The 19,994-nt window shown below is 55.9% G+C and carries 28 protein-coding genes; 27 read left to right on the forward strand and 1 reads right to left on the reverse strand.

Annotated elements, in window-relative coordinates:
* Window positions 1-10: 10 nt before the first annotated feature.
* The 25 genes from rplV to bfr all read left to right on the forward strand — a co-directional run bounded on the left by rplV (window position 11) and on the right by bfr (window position 14,853).
* Window positions 11-343: a 50S ribosomal protein L22 gene (rplV, locus tag AACY52_RS07730; RefSeq protein ID WP_003103908.1), complete on the forward strand. Its 333-nt coding sequence runs from the start codon at window positions 11-13 to the stop codon at window positions 341-343.
* A gap of 13 nt (window positions 344-356) precedes the next feature.
* Window positions 357-1,043, forward strand: coding sequence for a 30S ribosomal protein S3 (gene rpsC / locus AACY52_RS07735; protein ID WP_003176422.1), 687 nt, complete (start codon window positions 357-359; stop codon window positions 1,041-1,043).
* Window positions 1,044-1,055: 12 nt separating this feature from the next.
* Window positions 1,056-1,469 carry a 50S ribosomal protein L16 gene (rplP, locus tag AACY52_RS07740; protein WP_003232424.1) on the forward strand — a complete coding sequence of 138 codons (414 nt, stop codon included), beginning with the start codon at window positions 1,056-1,058 and terminating at the stop codon, window positions 1,467-1,469.
* Window positions 1,469-1,660, forward strand: a complete 192-nt coding sequence (gene rpmC / locus AACY52_RS07745; RefSeq protein WP_002555481.1) for a 50S ribosomal protein L29 — start codon at window positions 1,469-1,471, stop codon at window positions 1,658-1,660. The genes rplP and rpmC overlap by 1 nt, the downstream gene beginning before the upstream one ends.
* 2 nt (window positions 1,661-1,662) lie before the next feature.
* Window positions 1,663-1,929, forward strand: coding sequence for a 30S ribosomal protein S17 (gene rpsQ / locus AACY52_RS07750; protein ID WP_003176419.1), 267 nt, complete (start codon window positions 1,663-1,665; stop codon window positions 1,927-1,929).
* Window positions 1,930-1,952: 23 nt separating this feature from the next.
* Window positions 1,953-2,321, forward strand: coding sequence for a 50S ribosomal protein L14 (gene rplN / locus AACY52_RS07755; protein ID WP_002555479.1), 369 nt, complete (start codon window positions 1,953-1,955; stop codon window positions 2,319-2,321).
* 11 nt (window positions 2,322-2,332) lie between these two features.
* Entirely contained in the window at window positions 2,333-2,647 is a 315-nt protein-coding gene (gene rplX / locus AACY52_RS07760; RefSeq protein WP_186546713.1) for a 50S ribosomal protein L24, read from the forward strand.
* Window positions 2,648-2,667: 20 nt separating this feature from the next.
* Complete coding sequence (rplE, locus tag AACY52_RS07765; protein WP_003176415.1) at window positions 2,668-3,207, forward strand: 50S ribosomal protein L5; 540 nt, start codon at window positions 2,668-2,670, stop codon at window positions 3,205-3,207.
* Between the two features lie 13 nt (window positions 3,208-3,220).
* Entirely contained in the window at window positions 3,221-3,526 is a 306-nt protein-coding gene (gene rpsN / locus AACY52_RS07770; protein WP_003176414.1) for a 30S ribosomal protein S14, read from the forward strand.
* A gap of 208 nt (window positions 3,527-3,734) precedes the next feature.
* Window positions 3,735-4,127: a 30S ribosomal protein S8 gene (gene rpsH, locus AACY52_RS07775; protein ID WP_003176413.1), complete on the forward strand. Its 393-nt coding sequence runs from the start codon at window positions 3,735-3,737 to the stop codon at window positions 4,125-4,127.
* A 12-nt stretch (window positions 4,128-4,139) separates the two neighbouring features.
* Complete coding sequence (rplF, locus tag AACY52_RS07780) at window positions 4,140-4,673, forward strand: 50S ribosomal protein L6 (RefSeq protein WP_003176412.1); 534 nt, start codon at window positions 4,140-4,142, stop codon at window positions 4,671-4,673.
* Window positions 4,674-4,683: 10 nt separating this feature from the next.
* Window positions 4,684-5,034, forward strand: a complete 351-nt coding sequence (gene rplR, locus AACY52_RS07785; RefSeq protein WP_003176410.1) for a 50S ribosomal protein L18 — start codon at window positions 4,684-4,686, stop codon at window positions 5,032-5,034.
* Between the two features lie 3 nt (window positions 5,035-5,037).
* The gene (rpsE, locus tag AACY52_RS07790) at window positions 5,038-5,538 is read left to right on the forward strand and encodes a 30S ribosomal protein S5 (protein ID WP_003176409.1); all 501 of its coding nucleotides are present in this window, start codon (window positions 5,038-5,040) and stop codon (window positions 5,536-5,538) included.
* A 2-nt stretch (window positions 5,539-5,540) separates the two neighbouring features.
* Entirely contained in the window at window positions 5,541-5,717 is a 177-nt protein-coding gene (gene rpmD, locus AACY52_RS07795) for a 50S ribosomal protein L30 (RefSeq protein WP_003176408.1), read from the forward strand.
* A gap of 3 nt (window positions 5,718-5,720) precedes the next feature.
* Window positions 5,721-6,158 (forward strand): 50S ribosomal protein L15, encoded by a 438-nt coding sequence (gene rplO, locus AACY52_RS07800; RefSeq protein WP_003176407.1) that lies wholly within the window; start codon window positions 5,721-5,723, stop codon window positions 6,156-6,158.
* Window positions 6,159-7,487, forward strand: coding sequence for a preprotein translocase subunit SecY (secY, locus tag AACY52_RS07805; protein WP_003176406.1), 1,329 nt, complete (start codon window positions 6,159-6,161; stop codon window positions 7,485-7,487). It begins immediately after the preceding gene.
* A 28-nt stretch (window positions 7,488-7,515) separates the two neighbouring features.
* The gene (rpmJ, locus tag AACY52_RS07810) at window positions 7,516-7,632 is read left to right on the forward strand and encodes a 50S ribosomal protein L36 (RefSeq protein ID WP_002555468.1); all 117 of its coding nucleotides are present in this window, start codon (window positions 7,516-7,518) and stop codon (window positions 7,630-7,632) included.
* A 129-nt stretch (window positions 7,633-7,761) separates the two neighbouring features.
* A complete protein-coding gene (gene rpsM / locus AACY52_RS07815; RefSeq protein ID WP_003210063.1) occupies window positions 7,762-8,118 on the forward strand; it encodes a 30S ribosomal protein S13 in 357 nt (118 codons plus the stop codon).
* A 30-nt stretch (window positions 8,119-8,148) separates the two neighbouring features.
* Window positions 8,149-8,538 carry a 30S ribosomal protein S11 gene (gene rpsK / locus AACY52_RS07820; protein ID WP_002555466.1) on the forward strand — a complete coding sequence of 130 codons (390 nt, stop codon included), beginning with the start codon at window positions 8,149-8,151 and terminating at the stop codon, window positions 8,536-8,538.
* Between the two features lie 18 nt (window positions 8,539-8,556).
* Entirely contained in the window at window positions 8,557-9,177 is a 621-nt protein-coding gene (gene rpsD, locus AACY52_RS07825) for a 30S ribosomal protein S4 (RefSeq protein WP_003210056.1), read from the forward strand.
* 22 nt (window positions 9,178-9,199) lie between these two features.
* Complete coding sequence (gene rpoA, locus AACY52_RS07830) at window positions 9,200-10,201, forward strand: DNA-directed RNA polymerase subunit alpha (RefSeq protein WP_003176403.1); 1,002 nt, start codon at window positions 9,200-9,202, stop codon at window positions 10,199-10,201.
* A gap of 41 nt (window positions 10,202-10,242) precedes the next feature.
* Window positions 10,243-10,629: a 50S ribosomal protein L17 gene (gene rplQ / locus AACY52_RS07835; RefSeq protein ID WP_017135967.1), complete on the forward strand. Its 387-nt coding sequence runs from the start codon at window positions 10,243-10,245 to the stop codon at window positions 10,627-10,629.
* Between the two features lie 476 nt (window positions 10,630-11,105).
* Window positions 11,106-12,527: a group II intron reverse transcriptase/maturase gene (ltrA, locus tag AACY52_RS07840; RefSeq protein ID WP_339421384.1), complete on the forward strand. Its 1,422-nt coding sequence runs from the start codon at window positions 11,106-11,108 to the stop codon at window positions 12,525-12,527.
* A gap of 257 nt (window positions 12,528-12,784) precedes the next feature.
* Window positions 12,785-14,233 (forward strand): catalase, encoded by a 1,449-nt coding sequence (locus AACY52_RS07845; RefSeq protein WP_339417024.1) that lies wholly within the window; start codon window positions 12,785-12,787, stop codon window positions 14,231-14,233.
* A 155-nt stretch (window positions 14,234-14,388) separates the two neighbouring features.
* Window positions 14,389-14,853, forward strand: a complete 465-nt coding sequence (gene bfr / locus AACY52_RS07850) for a bacterioferritin (protein ID WP_015886133.1) — start codon at window positions 14,389-14,391, stop codon at window positions 14,851-14,853.
* A 66-nt stretch (window positions 14,854-14,919) separates the two neighbouring features.
* On the opposite strand, the gene uvrA is transcribed toward bfr, so the two are convergent.
* Entirely contained in the window at window positions 14,920-17,754 is a 2,835-nt protein-coding gene (gene uvrA / locus AACY52_RS07855; RefSeq protein ID WP_339417023.1) for an excinuclease ABC subunit UvrA, read from the reverse strand.
* Between the two features lie 178 nt (window positions 17,755-17,932).
* On the opposite strand from uvrA, the gene AACY52_RS07860 reads away from it, so the two are divergent.
* Together AACY52_RS07860 and AACY52_RS07865 are read left to right on the forward strand one after the other, a co-directional pair.
* Window positions 17,933-19,327 (forward strand): MFS transporter, encoded by a 1,395-nt coding sequence (locus AACY52_RS07860; RefSeq protein WP_339428436.1) that lies wholly within the window; start codon window positions 17,933-17,935, stop codon window positions 19,325-19,327.
* A gap of 9 nt (window positions 19,328-19,336) precedes the next feature.
* Window positions 19,337-19,864 (forward strand): single-stranded DNA-binding protein, encoded by a 528-nt coding sequence (locus tag AACY52_RS07865; RefSeq protein WP_010467282.1) that lies wholly within the window; start codon window positions 19,337-19,339, stop codon window positions 19,862-19,864.
* Window positions 19,865-19,994 lie beyond the last annotated feature (130 nt).

Genomic DNA, 19,994 nt, shown 5'->3' on the forward strand with positions numbered 1-19,994 from the left:
GGGTTAGGAAATGGAAGTAGCCGCTAAGTTGTCGGGCGCTCGAATCTCCGCCCAGAAAGCCCGCTTGGTCGCCGACCAGATCCGCGGGAAGAAGGTGGGCGAAGCGCTCAACCTGTTGGCTTTCAGCAGTAAGAAAGCCGCCGAGATCATGAAGAAAGTGCTGGAGTCGGCCGTAGCCAACGCCGAGCATAACGAAGGCGCAGACGTTGATGATCTGAAGGTCAGCACCGTTTTCGTCAACGAAGGGCGTTCGCTGAAGCGCATCATGCCACGTGCCAAAGGCCGTGCTGATCGCATCGTCAAGCGGTCTTGCCATATCACTGTCAAGGTTGCTGACAAGTAACGGAGTCGAAGAGATGGGTCAGAAAGTACATCCCATTGGCATTCGCCTGGGAATCGTCAAGGAGCACACCTCCGTCTGGTACGCAGACGGTCGGACTTATGCGGACTATTTGTTCGCTGATCTGAAGGTGCGTGAGTATCTCCAAGACAAACTAAAAAGCGCGTCCGTAAGCCGTATCGATATCCATCGTCCGGCACAAACTGCACGTATCACCATCCACACAGCTCGTCCAGGTATCGTTATCGGGAAGAAAGGTGAGGATGTTGAGAAACTGCGTCAGGACCTGACCAAGCAAATGGGTGTGCCTGTGCACATCAATATCGAAGAGATCCGCAAGCCGGAGCTCGACGGTATGCTGGTTGCGCAGAGCGTAGCTCAGCAGCTGGAGCGTCGCGTAATGTTCCGTCGCGCTATGAAGCGCGCTGTACAGAACGCCATGCGCATTGGTGCCAAAGGTATCAAAATCCAAGTGAGCGGTCGTCTCGGCGGTGCTGAAATCGCACGTACTGAATGGTATCGCGAAGGTCGTGTGCCACTGCACACCCTGCGTGCCGACATCGACTATGCCAACTACGAAGCTCACACCACTTACGGTGTGATCGGTGTAAAGGTTTGGATCTTCAAAGGCGAAGTAATTGGTGGTCGCCAAGAAGAACTGAAACCACAAGCACCAGCGCCTCGTAAAAAAGCTGCTAAGTAAGGGGTACGCCAAATGTTGCAACCTAAGCGTACGAAGTTCCGCAAGCAGATGACAGGCCACAACCGTGGTCTGGCTCAGCGCGGTAGCAAAGTCAGCTTCGGCGAGTTCGCGCTGAAGTCTGTAGCTCGTGGTCGTCTCACCGCTCGTCAGATCGAGTCAGCGCGTCGTGCTCTGACCCGTCACGTTAAACGTGGCGGCAAGATCTGGATCCGTGTATTCCCGGACAAGCCTATCTCCAAAAAACCCCTCGAAGTTCGTATGGGTAAAGGTAAGGGTAACGTGGAGTACTGGGTTGCCCAGATTCAGCCAGGCAAAGTCCTGTATGAAATCGAGGGTGTTACTGAAGAGCTGGCGCGTGAGGCTTTTGCCCTGGCTGCTGCAAAGCTGCCGCTCGCCACCGCCTTTGTTAAACGGACGGTGATGTGATGAAAGCGAATGAACTTCGTGAAAAATCCGCACAGCAGCTGAACGAGCAATTGCTCGGCTTGCTGCGCGACCAGTTCAATCTGCGTATGCAGAAAGCAACTGGCCAGTTGGGGCAGTCTCATCTGCTCTCGCAAGTTAAGCGTGACATCGCTCGCGTGAAGACTGTGCTCAACCAGCAGGCAGGTAAGTGATCATGGCTGAAGCCGAAAAGACTGTCCGTACGCTGACTGGCCGTGTTGTCAGCGACAAGATGGACAAAACCATCACCGTACTGATCGAGCGTCGCGTTAAGCACCCGATCTACGGTAAATATGTTAAGCGTTCGACTAAGCTGCACGCGCACGACGAAACCAACCAGTGCCACATCGGCGACAAAGTCACTATTCGTGAAACTCGTCCGCTGGCCAAGACCAAGTCTTGGGCATTGGTTGATGTTCTCGAACGCGCTGTGGAAGTCTAAGGACTAGGGGTCGGAGAAATTATATGATTCAGACTCAATCCATGCTCGATGTGGCCGATAACAGCGGCGCTCGCCGTGTTATGTGCATCAAGGTGCTGGGTGGCTCCCATCGTCGTTACGCTGGTATCGGTGACATCATCAAAGTTACCGTGAAGGAAGCAATTCCTCGCGGTAAAGTGAAAAAAGGCCAAGTGATGACTGCTGTAGTAGTCCGCACTCGTCACGGCGTACGTCGTGCTGATGGCTCCATTATCCGCTTTGATGGCAACGCTGCTGTTCTTCTGAACAACAAGCAAGAGCCGATCGGCACCCGTATCTTTGGGCCAGTGACCCGTGAACTTCGCACTGAGAAGTTCATGAAGATCGTCTCGCTCGCCCCAGAAGTGCTGTAAGGAGATCCGACATGCAAAAGATTCGTCGTGACGACGAGATCATCGTGATCGCCGGCAAAGACAAAGGTAAGCGCGGTAAGGTGCTTAAGGTTCTCGCTAATAACCGTTTGGTTGTCGGTGGTCTGAACCTGGTTAAGCGCCATACCAAGCCTAACCCGATGTCGGGCGTACAAGGCGGTATCGTCGAGAAAGAAGCTCCACTGGACGCTTCTAACGTCGCCATTTTCAACGGTGAAACCAACAAGGCTGACCGCGTTGGTTTCAAAGTAGAAGATGGCAAGAAAATTCGTGTCTTCAAGTCGACCCAAAAAGCGGTTGATGCTTGAACACTGCTAGGTAGAAGACCATGGCACGACTAAAAGAGATTTACTGGAAAGAAATCGCACCGAAACTTAAGGAAGAACTTAAGCTTTCGAACGTGATGGAAGTTCCACGCGTTACCAAAATTACCCTGAACATGGGTCTGGGCGAAGCGGTCGGCGACAAAAAAGTCATCGAACACGCCGTTGCTGACCTGGAAAAGATCACCGGTCAAAAAGTCGTTGTGACTTACGCTCGGAAATCCATCGCTGGCTTTAAAGTCCGTGAAGGTTGGCCGATCGGCGTCAAAGTGACTCTGCGCCGTGAGCGTATGTATGAATTCCTGGATCGTCTGCTGTCGATCTCCCTGCCTCGGGTTCGCGACTTCCGCGGCCTGAATGCCAAGTCCTTCGATGGTCGTGGTAACTACAGCATGGGCGTGAAAGAGCAGATCATCTTCCCGGAAATCGACTACGACAAGATCGATGCTCTCCGCGGTCTGGACATCACCCTGACCACCACTGCCAAGAACGATGATGAAGGTCGCGCCCTGTTGCGTGCTTTCAAATTCCCGTTCCGCAACTGATTGGAGTAGGACCATGGCCAAGATGAGCATGAAAAACCGCGAGCTGAAGCGTCAGCTCACGGTTGCCAAGTACGCCAAGAAGCGTGCAGCACTGAAAGCAATCATCGTTGATCTGAACGCAAGTCCAGAAGCACGTTGGGAAGCTACAGTTGCTCTGCAGAAGCAGCCACGTGACGCAAGCGCTTCGCGTATGCGTAACCGCTGCCGCCTGACCGGTCGTCCACACGGCGTTTACCGCAAGTTCGGCCTCGGCCGTAACAAACTGCGTGAAGCGGCAATGCGTGGTGACGTACCAGGTCTGGTTAAAGCCAGCTGGTAAGTACTTTCAGCGTCCAGGTGGTCGGTATCGCAAGATAACGACCGCCGGTGACCTTGAATCTGGAACAAGCCCCTTTTGGGGCTTGTTTCATTTCTGGAGTGTGTTTAAAATACGCGGCTCGCCTGAGCCCGTGTTATTTATGCCCGGAGATTCTCGGCGACATATGTAGCCGCAAGGCTAATTTTTTTGTATTAGGAGCGTCTAGCCCATGAGTATGCAGGACCCGTTAGCGGACATGCTAACTCGTATCCGTAATGCCCAGATGGCTGAAAAGTCCGTCGTAAGCATGCCATCTTCCAAGTTGAAGGTAGCTGTTGCCAAAGTCCTGAAAGACGAAGGTTACATTGCGGGTTATCAGATCAGCAGCGAAATCAAACCACTGCTGTCCATCGAGCTGAAGTACTTCGAGGGCCGTTCGGTCATCGAGGAAGTGAAGCGCGTTAGCCGTCCAGGCCTGCGTCAGTACAAGTCCGCTGAAGATCTGCCGAAAGTTCGTGGCGGTCTGGGCGTGTCTATCGTCTCCACCAACAAAGGTGTGATGACGGATCGTGCTGCGCGCGCTGCCGGTGTCGGCGGCGAAGTTCTTTGCACTGTGTTCTAAGGGGGGATAAGCATGTCTCGCGTCGCTAAGAACCCCGTTAAGCTGCCAGCTGGTGTCGAAGTAAAATTCGCAGGCCAACAGCTTTCGGTGAAGGGTGCCAAAGGCACTCTTGAACTGAACATCCATTCGTCCGTTGAGATCGTTGAAGAAGCTGGTGAGCTGCGTTTCGCTGCTCGCAATGGCGATCAACAAACTCGCGCAATGGCCGGTACCACGCGTGCGTTGGTAAACAACATGGTCCAAGGCGTAAGCCAAGGCTTCGAGCGTAAGCTCCAGCTGGTCGGTGTTGGTTACAAAGCGCAAGCAAAAGGCACGGTTTTGAACCTGGCCCTTGGCTTCTCGCACCCAGTGGATTACGAACTGCCGGAAGGCATCACCGCTGAGACCCCTAGCCAAACCGATATCCTGATCAAGGGCATCGATAAGCAGCTGGTAGGTCAGGTGGCCGCTGAGATCCGCGACTTCCGTCCACCAGAGCCGTACAAAGGCAAAGGTGTGCGCTACGCGGACGAAGTCGTCCGTCGTAAAGAAGCCAAGAAGAAGTAGGGCATAGCAAATGACCGACAAAAAAGTTACTCGACTGCGTCGCGCTCGCAAAGCACGCCTGAAAATGCACGAACTCGAAGTCGTGCGTCTCTGCGTGTATCGCTCGTCGCAGCACATCTACGCCCAGGTCATCTCGGCCGACGGCAACCAGGTCCTGGCAAGCGCCTCGACTTTGGATAAAGAACTGCGTGATGGTGCCACCGGCAACATCGACGCGGCCACTAAGGTTGGCCAGCTGGTCGCTACGCGTGCTAAGGCCGCTGGCGTCTCGCAAGTGGCTTTCGACCGCTCTGGCTTCAAGTACCACGGTCGCGTGAAAGCGCTGGCTGATGCTGCTCGTGAAGCTGGGCTGGAGTTCTAAGTTATGTCAAATAACGACCAAAAGCGCGACGAAGGCTACATTGAGAAGCTGGTTCAAGTTAACCGCGTAGCCAAAACCGTTAAAGGCGGCCGTATCTTCACTTTCACCGCGTTGACCGTGGTTGGTGATGGTAAAGGGCGTGTTGGCTTCGGCCGTGGCAAGTCACGTGAAGTGCCTGCCGCGATCCAGAAGGCAATGGAAGCTGCTCGTCGCAACATGATCCAAGTTGATCTGAACGGCACCACTCTGCAGTACGCAATGAAGTCCGCCCATGGCGCTTCGAAGGTGTACATGCAGCCTGCTTCTGAAGGTACCGGTATCATCGCAGGCGGCGCTATGCGTGCTGTCCTCGAAGTTGCTGGCGTTCAGAACGTTCTGGCCAAGTGCTACGGCTCGACTAACCCGGTAAACGTGGTTCACGCCACTTTCAAAGGTTTGAAAGCTATGCAATCTCCTGAGTCCATCGCTGCGAAGCGTGGTCTGACTGTCAAGGAGATCTTCTGATCATGGCTACCGTTAAAGTAACGCTGATCAAAAGCATGACCGGCCGCATCCCTAACCACAAACTGTGCGTTAAAGGTCTGGGTCTGCGTCGCATCGGTCACACTGTAGAAGTCCAGGATACTCCCGAGAATCGCGGGATGATCAACAAGGCTTACTACATGCTGCGTGTAGAGGGTTAATCGATGAAACTCAATGATCTGAGTCCAGCGCCGGGTTCCCGTCGCGAAAAGCATCGTCCGGGCCGTGGTATCGGTAGCGGTTTGGGTAAGACTGGTGGCCGTGGCCACAAAGGTCAAACCTCCCGCTCCGGTGGCACAATCGCTCCGGGCTTTGAAGGCGGTCAACAGCCGCTGCATCGTCGCCTGCCTAAGTTCGGTTTCGTATCCCTGAAAGCCATGGACCGCGCAGAAGTGCGCTTGTCCGAGCTGGCCAAAGTGGAAGGCGACATCGTTACTGTGCAGACCCTGAAAGATGCCAACGTGATCAACGTCAACGTACAGCGTGTGAAAATCATGCTGTCCGGTGAAGTGACTCGCGCTGTCACTATCGGCAAGGGAATCGGCGCCACCAAAGGTGCGCGTTCGGCTATCGAAGCAGCTGGCGGCAAGTTCGAGGAATAAATGGCTAAGCAAGGTGCTCTCTCAGCGCTCGGCAAAGGCGGTATGTCTGAACTTTGGGCTCGTCTGCGTTTTCTGTTCCTGGCGATTATCGTCTACCGAATAGGCGCACACATCCCGGTTCCAGGTATCAACCCGGACCGACTCGCAGACCTGTTTCGACAGAATGAGGGGACCATTCTTAGCTTGTTCAACATGTTTTCCGGCGGCGCGCTGGAACGTATGAGTATCTTTGCACTGGGGATCATGCCGTATATTTCGGCATCGATCATCATGCAACTGATGACAGCCGTCAGCCCGCAGCTGGAGCAGTTGAAGAAGGAAGGTGAAGCTGGCCGTCGCAAGATTAGCCAGTACACCCGCTACGGCACTGTCATCCTCGCCTTGGTTCAAGCTATCGGCATGTCCGTTGGTCTGGCCGGGCAGGGTGTTGCGTTCACTGGTGACTTTGGCTTCCATTTCGTCGCGGTATCCACTTTTGTGGCTGGTGCGATGTTCATGATGTGGCTGGGTGAGCAGATTACTGAGCGTGGTGTTGGTAACGGTATCTCGATGTTGATTTTCGCAGGTATCGTCGCCGGTCTTCCGAGAGCAATTGGGCAGTCTTTCGAGTCTGCACGTCAGGGTGATATCAATATTTTCGCTTTGGTTGCTATCGGTTTGCTGGCAGTAGCGATTATCGGTTTTGTGGTGTTCATTGAGCGTGGCCAGCGTCGTATTGCTGTTCATTACGCCAAGCGTCAGCAGGGCCGTAAGGTTTTTGCTGCGCAGACCAGCCACTTGCCGCTGAAAGTGAATATGGCCGGCGTTATTCCGGCAATTTTCGCGAGCAGCATTTTGCTGTTTCCGGCTTCGTTGGGTACCTGGTTTGGTCAGTCTGAAAATATGGGCTGGCTGCAGGACCTCTCTCAGTCGATCGCTCCTGGTCAGCCGTTGAATATTCTGCTGTTTAGTGCAGGGATTATTTTCTTCTGCTTCTTCTATACGGCGTTGATGTTCAATCCGAAAGACGTAGCGGAAAACCTGAAGAAGTCCGGTGCCTTTATTCCGGGTATCCGTCCAGGTGAGCAGTCTGCACGCTACATTGATGGCGTTCTGACCCGTTTGACCCTGTTCGGTGCTCTATATATGACGGCCGTGTGCTTGCTTCCCCAGTTCCTGGTGGTTGCAGCAAACGTTCCGTTCTACCTTGGCGGGACCTCGTTGCTGATCGTGGTCGTGGTTGTGATGGACTTCATGTCCCAAGTACAATCGCACCTCGTTTCGCACCAGTACGAATCCCTGATGAAGAAAGCCAACCTGAAGGGCTACGGCAGCGGCATGTTGCGCTGAGTACCCCATAAGGTTCGAGGAGTTGGTGATGAAAGTTCGTGCATCGGTGAAAAAGCTGTGCCGTAACTGCAAGATTATTCGCCGCGAAGGTGTTGTTCGAGTAATTTGCAGCGCGGAACCGCGTCACAAACAGCGCCAAGGCTGAGTGTGATCCGCTTGAAGCCCGGCAGCTAGTGCGCTGCCGGGTTGATTATTTGTTATTACAGCGATATTATCTCGCGCCCTATTTCTTGGCTTCCGGGGCGTAGGTAGCTGTCAATTGGAGTCCCACTGAATGGCCCGTATTGCAGGCGTTAACATTCCAGATAACAAGCACACTGTTATCTCGCTGACCTACATCTATGGTGTTGGTCGCACTACTGCGCAGAAAATTTGCGCAGACACTGGGGTAAACCCAGCCGCAAAGATCAAAGATCTGAGCGACGAGCAGATTGAGCTGTTGCGTGGCGAAGTGGCGAAGTTCACCACTGAAGGTGACCTGCGTCGCGAAATCAACATGAAAATCAAGCGTTTGATGGACCTCGGTTGCTACCGTGGTCTGCGTCATCGTCGTGGTCTTCCAGTACGCGGTCAGCGTACCAAGACTAACGCGCGTACCCGTAAAGGTCCGCGTAAGCCGATCCGCAAGTAATCGCCCACGCGAATCGACAGGAAAATTATCATGGCTAAACCTGCTGCTCGTCCTCGTAAAAAAGTTAAAAAGACAGTGGTTGATGGCATCGCCCACATCCATGCTTCTTTTAACAACACAATCGTGACCATCACCGACCGTCAAGGTAACGCGCTTTCTTGGGCTACCTCCGGTGGTTCGGGTTTCCGCGGTTCCCGCAAGTCCACCCCGTTCGCTGCTCAAGTAGCTGCTGAACGTGCTGGTCAAGCTGCGCTGGAATACGGCCTGAAAAACCTTGACGTTAACGTCAAAGGTCCAGGTCCAGGTCGTGAGTCTGCTGTCCGTGCTTTGAACGGCTGTGGCTATAAGATCGCCAGCATCACCGACGTGACGCCAATCCCGCACAACGGGTGCCGTCCGCCGAAGAAGCGCCGCGTGTAATCCAGGAGATTGTAAAGAATGGCTCGTTACATTGGTCCAAAATGCAAACTCGCTCGTCGTGAAGGCACCGATCTCTTCTTGAAGAGCGGCGTGCGCGCGATCGAATCGAAGTGCAACATTGAAGCAGCACCTGGTATCCACGGCCAACGCCGCGGTCGCCAGTCCGATTACGGCACCCAACTGCGTGAAAAGCAGAAGGTCCGTCGTATCTACGGCGTTCTCGAGCGTCAATTCAGCGGCTACTACAAAGAAGCTGCTGGCAAGAAAGGTGCAACCGGTGAAAACCTGCTGCAACTGCTCGAATGCCGTCTGGACAACGTTGTATACCGTATGGGCTTTGGTTCGACTCGCGCCGAATCCCGTCAGCTGGTATCGCACAAATCCGTCAGCGTAAACGGCCAAACCGTTAACGTCCCGTCCTACCAGGTTCGTGCTGGTGACGTGGTCGCGATTCGCGAGAAAGCAAAAAACCAACTTCGCATTGTCCAAGCTCTCGATCTGTGTGCCCAACGTGGCCGCGTAGAATGGGTAGAAGTAGACACTGAGAAGAAGTCGGGCGTTTTCAAGAACGTTCCTGCTCGCAGTGATCTGTCCGCCGACATCAACGAAAGCCTGATTGTCGAGCTCTACTCCAAGTAAGGGCTAGAAAATAGGTGCATCCATGCAGATTTCGGTAAATGAGTTCCTGACACCCCGCCACATTGATGTGCAGGTTGTCAGTCCAACCCGCGCCAAAATTACTCTCGAGCCTCTCGAGCGTGGTTTTGGCCACACCCTGGGCAACGCGCTGCGCCGCATCCTGTTGTCCTCAATGCCCGGCTGTGCAGTAGTCGAGGCCGAGATTGACGGTGTGCTCCACGAGTACAGCGCCATCGAAGGTGTACAGGAAGACGTAATTGAAATCCTGTTGAACCTTAAAGGTCTGGCTATCAAGCTGCACGGCCGTGACGAAGTTACGCTGACCTTGTCGAAGAAGGGTTCGGGGGTGGTTACCGCTGCCGATATTCAGCTGGATCATGATGTCGAGATCGTTAATCCCGATCACGTAATCGCTAACCTGGCGTCTAACGGCGCCCTGAACATGAAGCTCACTGTAGCTCGTGGTCGTGGTTATGAACCGGCCGACTCGCGTCAGAGCGATGAAGATGAAAGCCGCAGCATTGGTCGCTTGCAGCTTGATTCTTCGTTCAGCCCGGTTCGCCGTATCGCATACGTGGTGGAAAACGCCCGTGTCGAGCAGCGTACTAACCTGGACAAGCTGGTTATTGATCTGGAAACCAACGGTACTCTCGATCCTGAAGAGGCTATACGCCGCGCTGCAACCATTCTGCAACAGCAGTTGGCTGCGTTCGTCGACCTCAAAGGTGACAGCGAACCAGTGGTAATCGAGCAGGAAGACGAGATCGATCCGATCCTGCTTCGCCCGGTTGACGATCTGGAACTGACTGTACGTTCGGCTAACTGCCTTAAGGCGGAAAACATTTACTACATCGGTGACCTGATTCAGCGCACCGAAGTAGAACTGTTGAAGACTCCGAACCTCGGCAAGAAATCCTTGACTGAAATCAAGGACGTTCTGGCCTCCCGCGGTCTGTCCCTCGGCATGCGCCTCGACAACTGGCCGCCTGCAAGTCTTAAGAAGGACGACAAGGCGACTGCCTGATCGTCGTAATCACCGAACGTGAGTTTGGTAAGGAATGAACCATGCGTCATCGTAAAAGTGGTCGTCACCTGAGCCGTACCAGCTCGCACCGCAAGGCCATGTTTCAAAACATGGCGGTGTCGCTGTTCGAGCACGAGCTGATCAAAACTACACTGCCAAAAGCTAAAGAACTGCGTCGCGTTGCTGAGCCGCTGATCACTTTGGCTAAGACAGACAGCCTGGCTAACCGCCGTTTGGTTTTCGACCGTACTCGTTCGAAAGCTATCGTTGGTAAGCTCTTCAACGACCTGGGCAAGCGTTACGCTACCCGTGAGGGTGGCTACCTGCGCATCCTCAAGTGCGGTTTCCGCACTGGCGACAACGCGCCAATGGCGTACGTCGAGTTGGTTGATCGTGCTACTGCCGGCGAAGCTGTAAGCGCCGAGTAAGACGACAAGCTGTAACGAAGAACCGGGCCTAGTGCCCGGTTTTTTGTGTGTGCGCCAGGCATGGCGCGTTGCGCGCAAGCGCAACCAGTTTGGCTGTGGTGGCCACGCTGGTGACTTGGAGGTGAAAGTCCTCTACACACCCGGCAAGGGGAAGTGTTAGCCAGAGGCAAGGGTGTCGCGGGCGACTGCGAATCTGAAGGAAGCCCGAGGCAAAATGCTGGCCTGACGAACAGGAAGCGGATAGAGGCGGCGCAGCGGGGCAAGGCGGCACAAATCGTCAAAGCCCTATACTTGCACGGAACGCTGTGACGTATATCCGACAGGCATAAGCAGGAAGGTCGCGCGGATTACCCTGGGAGATCTGTGGGTTTGCCACTGTGCTACCGAGCGTCGAGAGGCGACGGGATGAACCTGCAGAAGTCAGCCGAAGCCGTAGTAAGTGACGAATAACCACGTTACCAAGGGCCGAACAGGTTATGCCGCCAGTAGGCGTCGGAGTCTCGTCGGATGCTGAAATGCAGAATATTCTCCAAGAGAAGACTGTTTCCCCATGTCCCGGACGGTATCCGAGGATGACGGCTGACAGGGCAAAAGCACCGGCGGCGTCTGCGACGTGGACGAACGCGGAGCTGGACACGCTGATGGAGCGGGTGCTTGCACCCCCCAACCTGCGGCGTGCTTATCAGCGTGTGGTCAGCAACAAGGGCGTTCCGGGTGCCGATGGCATGACGGTCGATCAACTGGCGGACTACACGAAACGGTATTGGCCGATCATCAAAGCTCGGTTGCTGGCCGGCGAGTATCACCCGCAAGGTGTACGCGCCGTTGAAATCCCTAAACCCAAAGGTGGAACGCGGCAACTGGGTATCCCCAATGTCGTGGATCGCCTGATCCAACAAGCGTTGCTACAACAGCTCACGCCGATCTTCGACCCTCTGTTTTCGGACTACAGCTACGGCTTTCGTCCGGGCAGAAGCGCTCATCAAGCCATCGAAACAGCTCGTGATCACGTGGCAGCGGGTCATCGCTGGTGCGTGGAGCTTGATCTTGAGAAATTCTTTGATCGAGTGAATCACGACGTGTTGATGGCCTGCGTCGAGCGTCAAATCGAAGACAAGCGGGTGCTCAGGCTGATCCGCCGCTACCTCGAAGCGGGAACGATGTCGGGTGGAATCGTCAGCCAACGGCAGGAAGGGACGCCGCAAGGCGGCCCGCTCTCGCCGTTGCTGTCGAATATCCTGCTCAACGAACTTGATCGCGAACTGGAACGGCGGGGTCATCGCTTCGTGCGTTATGCCGATGACGCGAACATTTATGTGCGTAGTCGCCGTGCTGGCGAACGAGTAATGGCCAGCGTTGAGCGTTTCCTGAGGCAGCGCCTGAAACTGGCGCTGAACCGGGAAAAGAGCCGGGTGGCAAGGCCGTGGGTCTGCGATTATCTGGGTTATGGGATGAGCTGGCATCAACAGCCGAGACTGAGAGTGGCGACGATGAGTTTGGGTCGCCTGCGCGACCGACTCAGAGATCTGCTGCGCGGAGCGCGAGGCCATAAGATGGCGTATGTCATCGAGCGGATGAACCCCGTCCTGCGCGGTTGGGCGAGTTACTTCAAACTCAGTCAGAGCAAGCGATCACTTGAGGAGCTGGACGGTTGGGTGCGTCATAAGCTTCGTTGTGTCATCTGGCGCCAATGGAAACGGCCCTCTACGAGGGCGCGCAACCTAATGCGCTTGGGGCTCGACGAAGGGCGCGCCTGTAAATCAGCGGTCAACGGTCGCGGTCCATGGTGGAACTCGGGAGCGTCACATATGAATCGCGCTCTGCCGAAGAAGCTGTGGGACAGCCTTGGACTGGTCTCAATACTGGATACGATAAACCGGCTTAATCGCATAACTTGAACCGCCGTATACGGAACCGTACGTACGGTGGTGTGAGAGGACGGCGGCTGCAAAGCCGCCTCCTACTCGATGCGTAATAAAAGCGCGATTTTACAAGCGTTCACGGGCTGTGCTCGGCACTATGAGTGCTGGGGATGTTGTTAGTTATTTTCTATCGATGCCGACAATTTAATAAATTTGATAGCTTCATATCGATGATCAATACTCCCTCCAAGCCGACTAGCCGGCAGTTCCAAGTCCGACCTGAGGAAGATTGCATGAGCCAGAATAAAATCCTTACTACCGCCAGCGGCGCGCCCGTTGCGGACAATCAGAATTCCCGTTCCGCCGGTCCACGTGGCCCATTGCTGCTCGACGATTTCCACCTGATCGAGAAGCTCGCGCACTTCAACCGTGAAAACATTCCGGAACGTCGCGTGCACGCGAAAGGTTCGGGTGCCTTCGGTACTTTTACGGTTACTCAAGACATTACCCAATACACCAGCGCCAAGTTGTTTGAGTCTGTTGGCAAGCAAACCCCGACCTTCTTGCGCTTTTCCACCGTTGGTGGTGAGCGCGGTTCGGCTGATACCGAGCGCGATCCACGCGGCTTCGCCTTGAAGTTCTACACCGAAGAAGGCAACTGGGACGTCGTCGGTAACAACACCCCAGTGTTCTTCATTCGCGATCCTTTAAAGTTTCCGGACTTCATCCACACCCAGAAGCGCCTGCCGCAAAGCAATCTCAAAAGCGCTCAGATGATGTGGGACTTCTGGTCGCACTCTCCGGAGGCACTGCACCAGGTCACCATTCTGTTTTCGGACCGTGGCATCCCTGATGGCTATCGCCACATGCACGGCTTCGGCAGTCACACCTACAGCCTGATTAACGCCAATGGCGAGCGCCACTGGGTGAAGTGGCACTACAAGACTAAGCAAGGCATCAAGAACTTGGCGCCGGCTGAGGCCGCGCGCCTGGCCGGTACCGACCCGGATTACGCCCAACGCGATCTGTTCGGCGCGATTGAGCGCGGTGATTTCCCGAAATGGCGGGTCTGCATCCAGATCATGACGGAGGCCCAGGCTAATGCCCACTACGAGAACCCCTTTGACGTGACCAAGACCTGGTCGCAGAAGGAGTTCCCGTTAATCGAGGTTGGCGAGCTCGAACTCAACCGCAATCCGCAGAACTACTTCGCTGAAGTGGAGCAGGCTGCGTTTGGCCCGAGCAACATGGTGCCAGGTGTAGGCCTGTCGCCAGACCGTATGCTGCAAGGTCGTGTGTTCGCATACGCAGATGCTCACCGTTACCGCGTCGGCACCAATCACCAGCAACTGCCGGTGAATGCCCCGCGTAACCAGGTGAACAGCTATCAGCGTGATGGTTCGATGGCATTTGGCAGCAACGGTGGTGCGGCGCCCAATTATGAGCCGAACAGCTACGCAGACGCCCCGAAGCAGGCACCACAATACGCAGAGCCTGTGTTGGCATTGAGCGGTGCTGCTGACCGTTATGATCACCGGGAAGACACCGATTACTACAGCCACGCAGGTGCGCTGTTCCGCCTGATGAACGATGAGCAGAAAGCGTTGCTCACCAACAACATCGCCGGTGCAATGGGGGGCGTTTCCAGTGATGTGGTTCAGCGCCAGTTGCAGCATTTCTACAAAGCAGATCCTGCTTATGGAGAAGCAATCGCAAAGGCACTGGGTGTATCGCTTAACTAACTCTAAACGATAAGCAGAACCGCCCTCAATTGGGCGGTTTTTGCGTTATTTCAGCCACTTTTCTCGGGAAATCTTCACTTTTCTGCCGTTGATCCCGTGACCTCCGGGTCATCATGGTTCAAACTACAGACTTTCAAGCAGGGAGATGTAGGGCGATGCAAGGTCACCCCGACGTAATCGATTACCTCAACACGTTGCTGACGGGCGAACTGGCTGCTCGTGACCAATATTTCATCCATTCGCGCATGTATGAAGACTGGGGCTTTACCGAGCTCTACGAGCGTATCAACCATGAGATGGAAGAAGAGGCACAGCACGCCGACGCACTGATGCGCCGTATCCTCATGCTCGAAGGCACGCCACGTATGCGTCCCGATGATCTGGATGTGGGCACCACGGTGCCTGACATGCTCGCTGCCGACCTGCGCCTCGAGTACAAGGTCCGTGCCGCGCTCTGCAAAGGCATCGAGCTCTGTGAGCAGCATAATGACTATGTCACCCGGGAAATCCTGCGGGTGCAGTTGAATGACACCGAAGAAGATCATACCTATTGGCTTGAAAAGCAGTTGGGCCTGATCAAGCTGGTCGGCTTGGAGAATTACCTGCAATCGCAGTTCTGATTCCCGGCTACAAAAAAGCCCCTCTCACCGCAACGTGACAGGGGCTTTTCATTGGGCCTGAAAAATTCAGGCCCGGTCGCGCTCCAGTAACGGCTTCAAGTAGAAGCCCGTGTGTGATGGCGTCATTTCGGAAACTTGCTCCGGTGTGCCTACCGCGATGATCTGGCCACCTTTCGAGCCACCTTCAGGCCCCAAGTCAACCAACCAGTCGGCGGTCTTGATCACATCCAGGTTGTGCTCGATCACTACAACGGTGTTGCCGTGGTCGCGCAGGCGGTGCAACACGTCCAGCAGTTGCTGTATATCCGCAAAATGCAGGCCGGTGGTCGGCTCATCGAGGATGTACAGGGTCTTGCCGGTGTCGCGCTTGGACAACTCGCGGGACAGCTTCACCCGTTGCGCCTCACCACCGGACAACGTGGTCGCCGATTGACCCAGCTTGATATACGACAGGCCTACATCCATCAGTGTCTGCAGCTTGCGCGCCAACGCCGGAACCGCGTCAAAGAACACCCGCGCTTCCTCGATGGTCATCTCCAGGGTTTCGTGGATGCTTTTGCCCTTGTATTTGATCTCCAGGGTCTCGCGGTTATAGCGCTTGCTCTTGCACACATCGCACGGCACGTAAATGTCCGGCAGGAAGTGCATCTCCACCTTGATCAAGCCATCGCCTTGGCACGCTTCACAGCGACCGCCCTTGACGTTGAACGAGAACCGGCCCGGCCCATAACCCCGCGAGCGGGACTCCGGAACGCCAGCAAACAACTCACGAATGGGTGTAAACAACCCGGTGTAGGTCGCCGGGTTGGAGCGCGGCGTGCGGCCAATAGGGCTCTGGTCGATATCGACGACTTTGTCCAGCAGCTCCAAACCCTTGATGCTGTCGTGAGCAGCCGCTTCCAGAGTCGTCGCGCCGTTCAAGGCGGTGGCACTCAAGGGGAACAGCGTGTTGTTGATCAGCGTTGATTTGCCTGAGCCGGAAACACCGGTCACGCAGGTCAGCAGGCCCAGCGGAATTTCCAGGTCGACATTGCGCAAGTTGTTGCCGCGCGCGCCCTTGAGGTGCAGCGCCTGCTTCTTGTTGCGCGGTGTACGTTTGGCCGGCACGGCAATTTTCACACGGCCAGACAAGTACTTGCCGGTCAGCGAGTCCGGATGGGCCATGACTTCTGCAGGCGTACCTTCGGCGACAATATGGCCGCCATGCACACCCGCGCCCGGGCCAATATCAACCACGTAATCCGCCAGGCGAATCGCATCTTCATCGTGCTCGACCACGATCACCGTGTTGCCGATGTCCCGAAGGTGTTTCAGCGTGCCCAGCAGGCGATCGTTGTCGCGTTGGTGCAAGCCAATCGACGGTTCATCGAGGATGTACAGCACCCCCACGAGCCCGGCACCAATCTGGCTGGCCAAGCGAATTCGCTGGGCTTCACCACCAGACAAGGTGTCGGCACTTCGATCCAGCGACAGGTAATCCAGGCCAACGTTGACCAGGAACTGCAACCGCTCGCGAATTTCCTTGAGAATCTTGTCGGCGATTTCCCCACGGCGACCGGTCAACTTGAGCACACCAAAGTACTCGCAGGCATCACCGATGGGCAGGTTGGTCACCGCAGGCAATGTCTTCTCGCCCACCCACACATGCCGCGCCTCTCGACGCAGGCGAGTGCCACGGCAATCCGGGCAAGGCTGGGTGCTGAGGAATTTTGCCAACTCTTCGCGCACGCTGGCCGATTCAGTCTCGCGGTAGCGACGCTCAAGGTTCGGCACGATGCCTTCGAACGGGTGCGAGCGCTTGACGATATCGCCACGGTCATTCAAGTACTTGAAGTCGACATTCTGCGAACCACTGCCGTGGAGGATGACCTTCTGTTGGTCCGCCGGCAGTTGGTTGAATGGCACTTCCAGGCTGAATTTATAATGCGACGCCAACGACCCCAACATTTGGAAGTAGTAAACGTTACGCCTGTCCCAGCCACGTATCGCGCCTTCCGCCAGGGTCAAGTCACCGTTGACCAGACGCTTGATGTCGAAGAACTGCTTCACCCCCAGGCCATCACAGGTCGGGCACGCGCCGGCCGGGTTGTTGAAGGAGAACAGCTTGGGTTCCAGCTCACTGATGGCGTGCCCGCAGATCGGGCAAGCAAAGCGCGCGGAGAAGATGATCTCTTCGCCCGGCTCGTCATCCATCGGGGCCACGAGGGCAATGCCGTCGGCCAGCTTCAACGCGGTTTCGAAGGATTCCGCAAGGCGCTGCTGCAGGTCTGCCCGTACCTTGAAGCGGTCGACTACCACATCAATCGAGTGCTTCTTCTGCTTGTCGAGCTTCGGCGCTTCGTCCAGCTCGTAGAGCTTGCCGTTGATTCGCGCCCTTACAAAGCCTTGCGCACGCAGTTCTTCGAAGACGGAAAGGTGTTCGCCCTTGCGCTCACGAATCACCGGTGCCAGCAGCATCAGCTTGGCGCCTTCCGGCTGGGCGAGCACCAAGTCGACCATTTGGCTCACGGTCTGGGCTTCCAGGGGAATATCGTGGTCCGGGCAACGCGGAATACCCACGCGTGCGTACAGCAGACGCAGGTAGTCGTAGATTTCGGTAATGGTGCCCACGGTGGAGCGCGGGTTATGGGAAGTCGATTTTTGCTCGATGGAAATGGCCGGCGACAGGCCTTCAATGGTGTCGACGTCGGGCTTTTCCATCATCGACAGGAACTGGCGGGCATAGGCCGACAGCGATTCCACATAGCGACGCTGGCCCTCGGCATACAGCGTGTCAAACGCCAGCGACGATTTGCCGGATCCGGACAAGCCGGTGATGACAATCAGTTTGTCCCGTGGCAGGGTCAGGTCGATGTTCTTCAGGTTGTGGGTTCTAGCCCCACGAATCAGGATCTTGTCCAAGATGGCCTCGCACGGCGGGCGTAAATAATGCCGGAGTATACGGCTAAAGACTGGATGAATATACACTGCCAAAAGGCCGCTTGCAGCCTTAGATGAAAGCTGCGCGGCAAAGCGCCGCATATACCCTCTCAATCGATGGGACTGGTAGAATCGCCGCCGGTTCACACGAGGTTTTTCCATGCACGATCCCCACAGCGAACGCATGAGTAGCGGCGAGACCCGAGCGGCAAGCGGTCTTGCCCTGGTGTTCGCCTTCCGTATGCTGGGCATGTTTATGGTGTTGCCGGTGCTGGCGACCTATGGGATGGACCTCCCAGGCGCGACCCCGGCATTGATCGGCCTCGCCATTGGCGCCTATGGCCTGACCCAGGCGATTTTTCAGATTCCATTCGGGATCATTTCTGACCGCATCGGCCGCCGTCCGGTGATCTATCTGGGTCTGATCGTGTTCGCTCTCGGCAGTGTGCTCGCGGCGCAATCGGATTCGATATGGGGCGTGATTGCCGGACGCATCCTGCAAGGGGCCGGTGCGATTTCCGCCGCGGTCATGGCGCTGCTATCAGACCTGACCCGTGAACAACACCGCACCAAGGCCATGGCCATGATCGGCATGACCATCGGACTGTCGTTTGCCGTGGCCATGGTCGTCGGCCCCCTGCTGACACGCGCGTTCGGCTTGCACGGGCTGTTTCTGGTCACCGGCGGCATGGCGCTGTTCGGTATCGTGATCGTTGCCTTTATGGTGCCGCGCTCCACCGGTACGTTGCAGCACCGCGAGTCGGGCGTCGCGCGCAAGGCGTTATTGCCGACGCTCAAGCATCCCGACCTGCTGCGCCTGGATTTAGGTATCTTCGTATTACACGCCATGCTCATGTGCAGCTTCGTCGCCTTGCCCCTGGCGCTGGTGGAAAAAGCCGGGCTACCCAAGGAACAGCACTGGTGGGTCTACCTCACCGCGCTGTTGATTTCGTTCTTCGCCATGATCCCGTTCATCATCTATGGCGAGAAGAAACGCAAAATGAAACGAGTTCTCTTGGGCGCCGTCGCGACGTTGATGCTCACTGAGCTATTCTTCTGGCAGTTCGGCGACAGCCTGCGGGCGCTGGTAATCGGCACGGTGGTATTTTTCACCGCGTTCAACCTGCTGGAGGCTTCATTGCCTTCGCTGATCAGTAAGGTTTCACCGGCCGGTGGCAAAGGGACGGCCATGGGGGTGTATTCCACCAGCCAGTTCCTGGGTTCTGCACTGGGCGGCATCATGGGTGGCTGGATGTTCCAGCATGGCGGTTTGTCGGTTGTGTTCCTTGGATGCGCAGGGCTGGCTGCACTTTGGCTGGCCTTTGCTGTTACCATGCGCGAACCTCCATACGTCACAAGCCTGCGCCTGCCGTTGTCGCCCGAAGCCATTCGTGACGCTGGCCTGGTAGAGCGCCTTAAGGCCGTTGTTGGAGTAACAGATGCAGTCGTGGTCGCTGAAGAAGCGGCCATTTACATCAAATTGGACACCGAATTATTGGATCGCGCGACGCTTGAGCAACTGGTCAACCCAGTGCCGACAGCGCGCCCAGCCTAGGAGAACGTTATGGCCCGTGGGGTTAACAAAGTCATATTGGTCGGTACATGCGGCCAGGATCCCGAAGTTCGCTACTTGCCTAACGGTAACGCCGTGACCAACCTGAGTCTGGCGACCAGCGAGCAGTGGACCGACAAGCAGACCGGCCAGAAGGTCGAGAAAACCGAGTGGCACCGTGTGTCGATGTTTGGCAAAGTGGCTGAAATCGCCGGTGAGTACCTGCGCAAAGGTTCGCAGGTCTACATCGAAGGCAAGCTGCAAACCCGTGAGTGGGAAAAAGACGGCATCAAGCGTTACACCACTGAAATCGTGGTCGACATGCAAGGCACCATGCAACTGCTGGGCGGCCGTCCACAGCAGGGCGACCAACAAGGCGGGGGCAATAACTACCAGCAGTCCGCCCCGGCCCCACGCCAGCAGGCTCCGCGTCCGCAGCAGTCGGCACCGCAACAGTCGCGCCAGGCGCCGCCTCCACAGCAGGCTGCTCCGCAACCGGCTCCGGATTTCGACAGCTTTGATGACGATATTCCGTTCTAGCCAGCCGTAGAGACTTTTTTGTAAAGTTTCTCTTGAGAACCCCCGCGCTGCGGGGGTTTTCTCGTTTTGGGGGTGTAAAAAAATTCTTGACCGTTTTTAGCTACCTTCATACCTTGAATTAAGGTTAAGA

It is taken from the genome of Pseudomonas sp. EA_65y_Pfl1_P113, assembly GCF_963970525.1.
GTDB lineage: Bacteria > Pseudomonadota > Gammaproteobacteria > Pseudomonadales > Pseudomonadaceae > Aquipseudomonas > Aquipseudomonas tritici.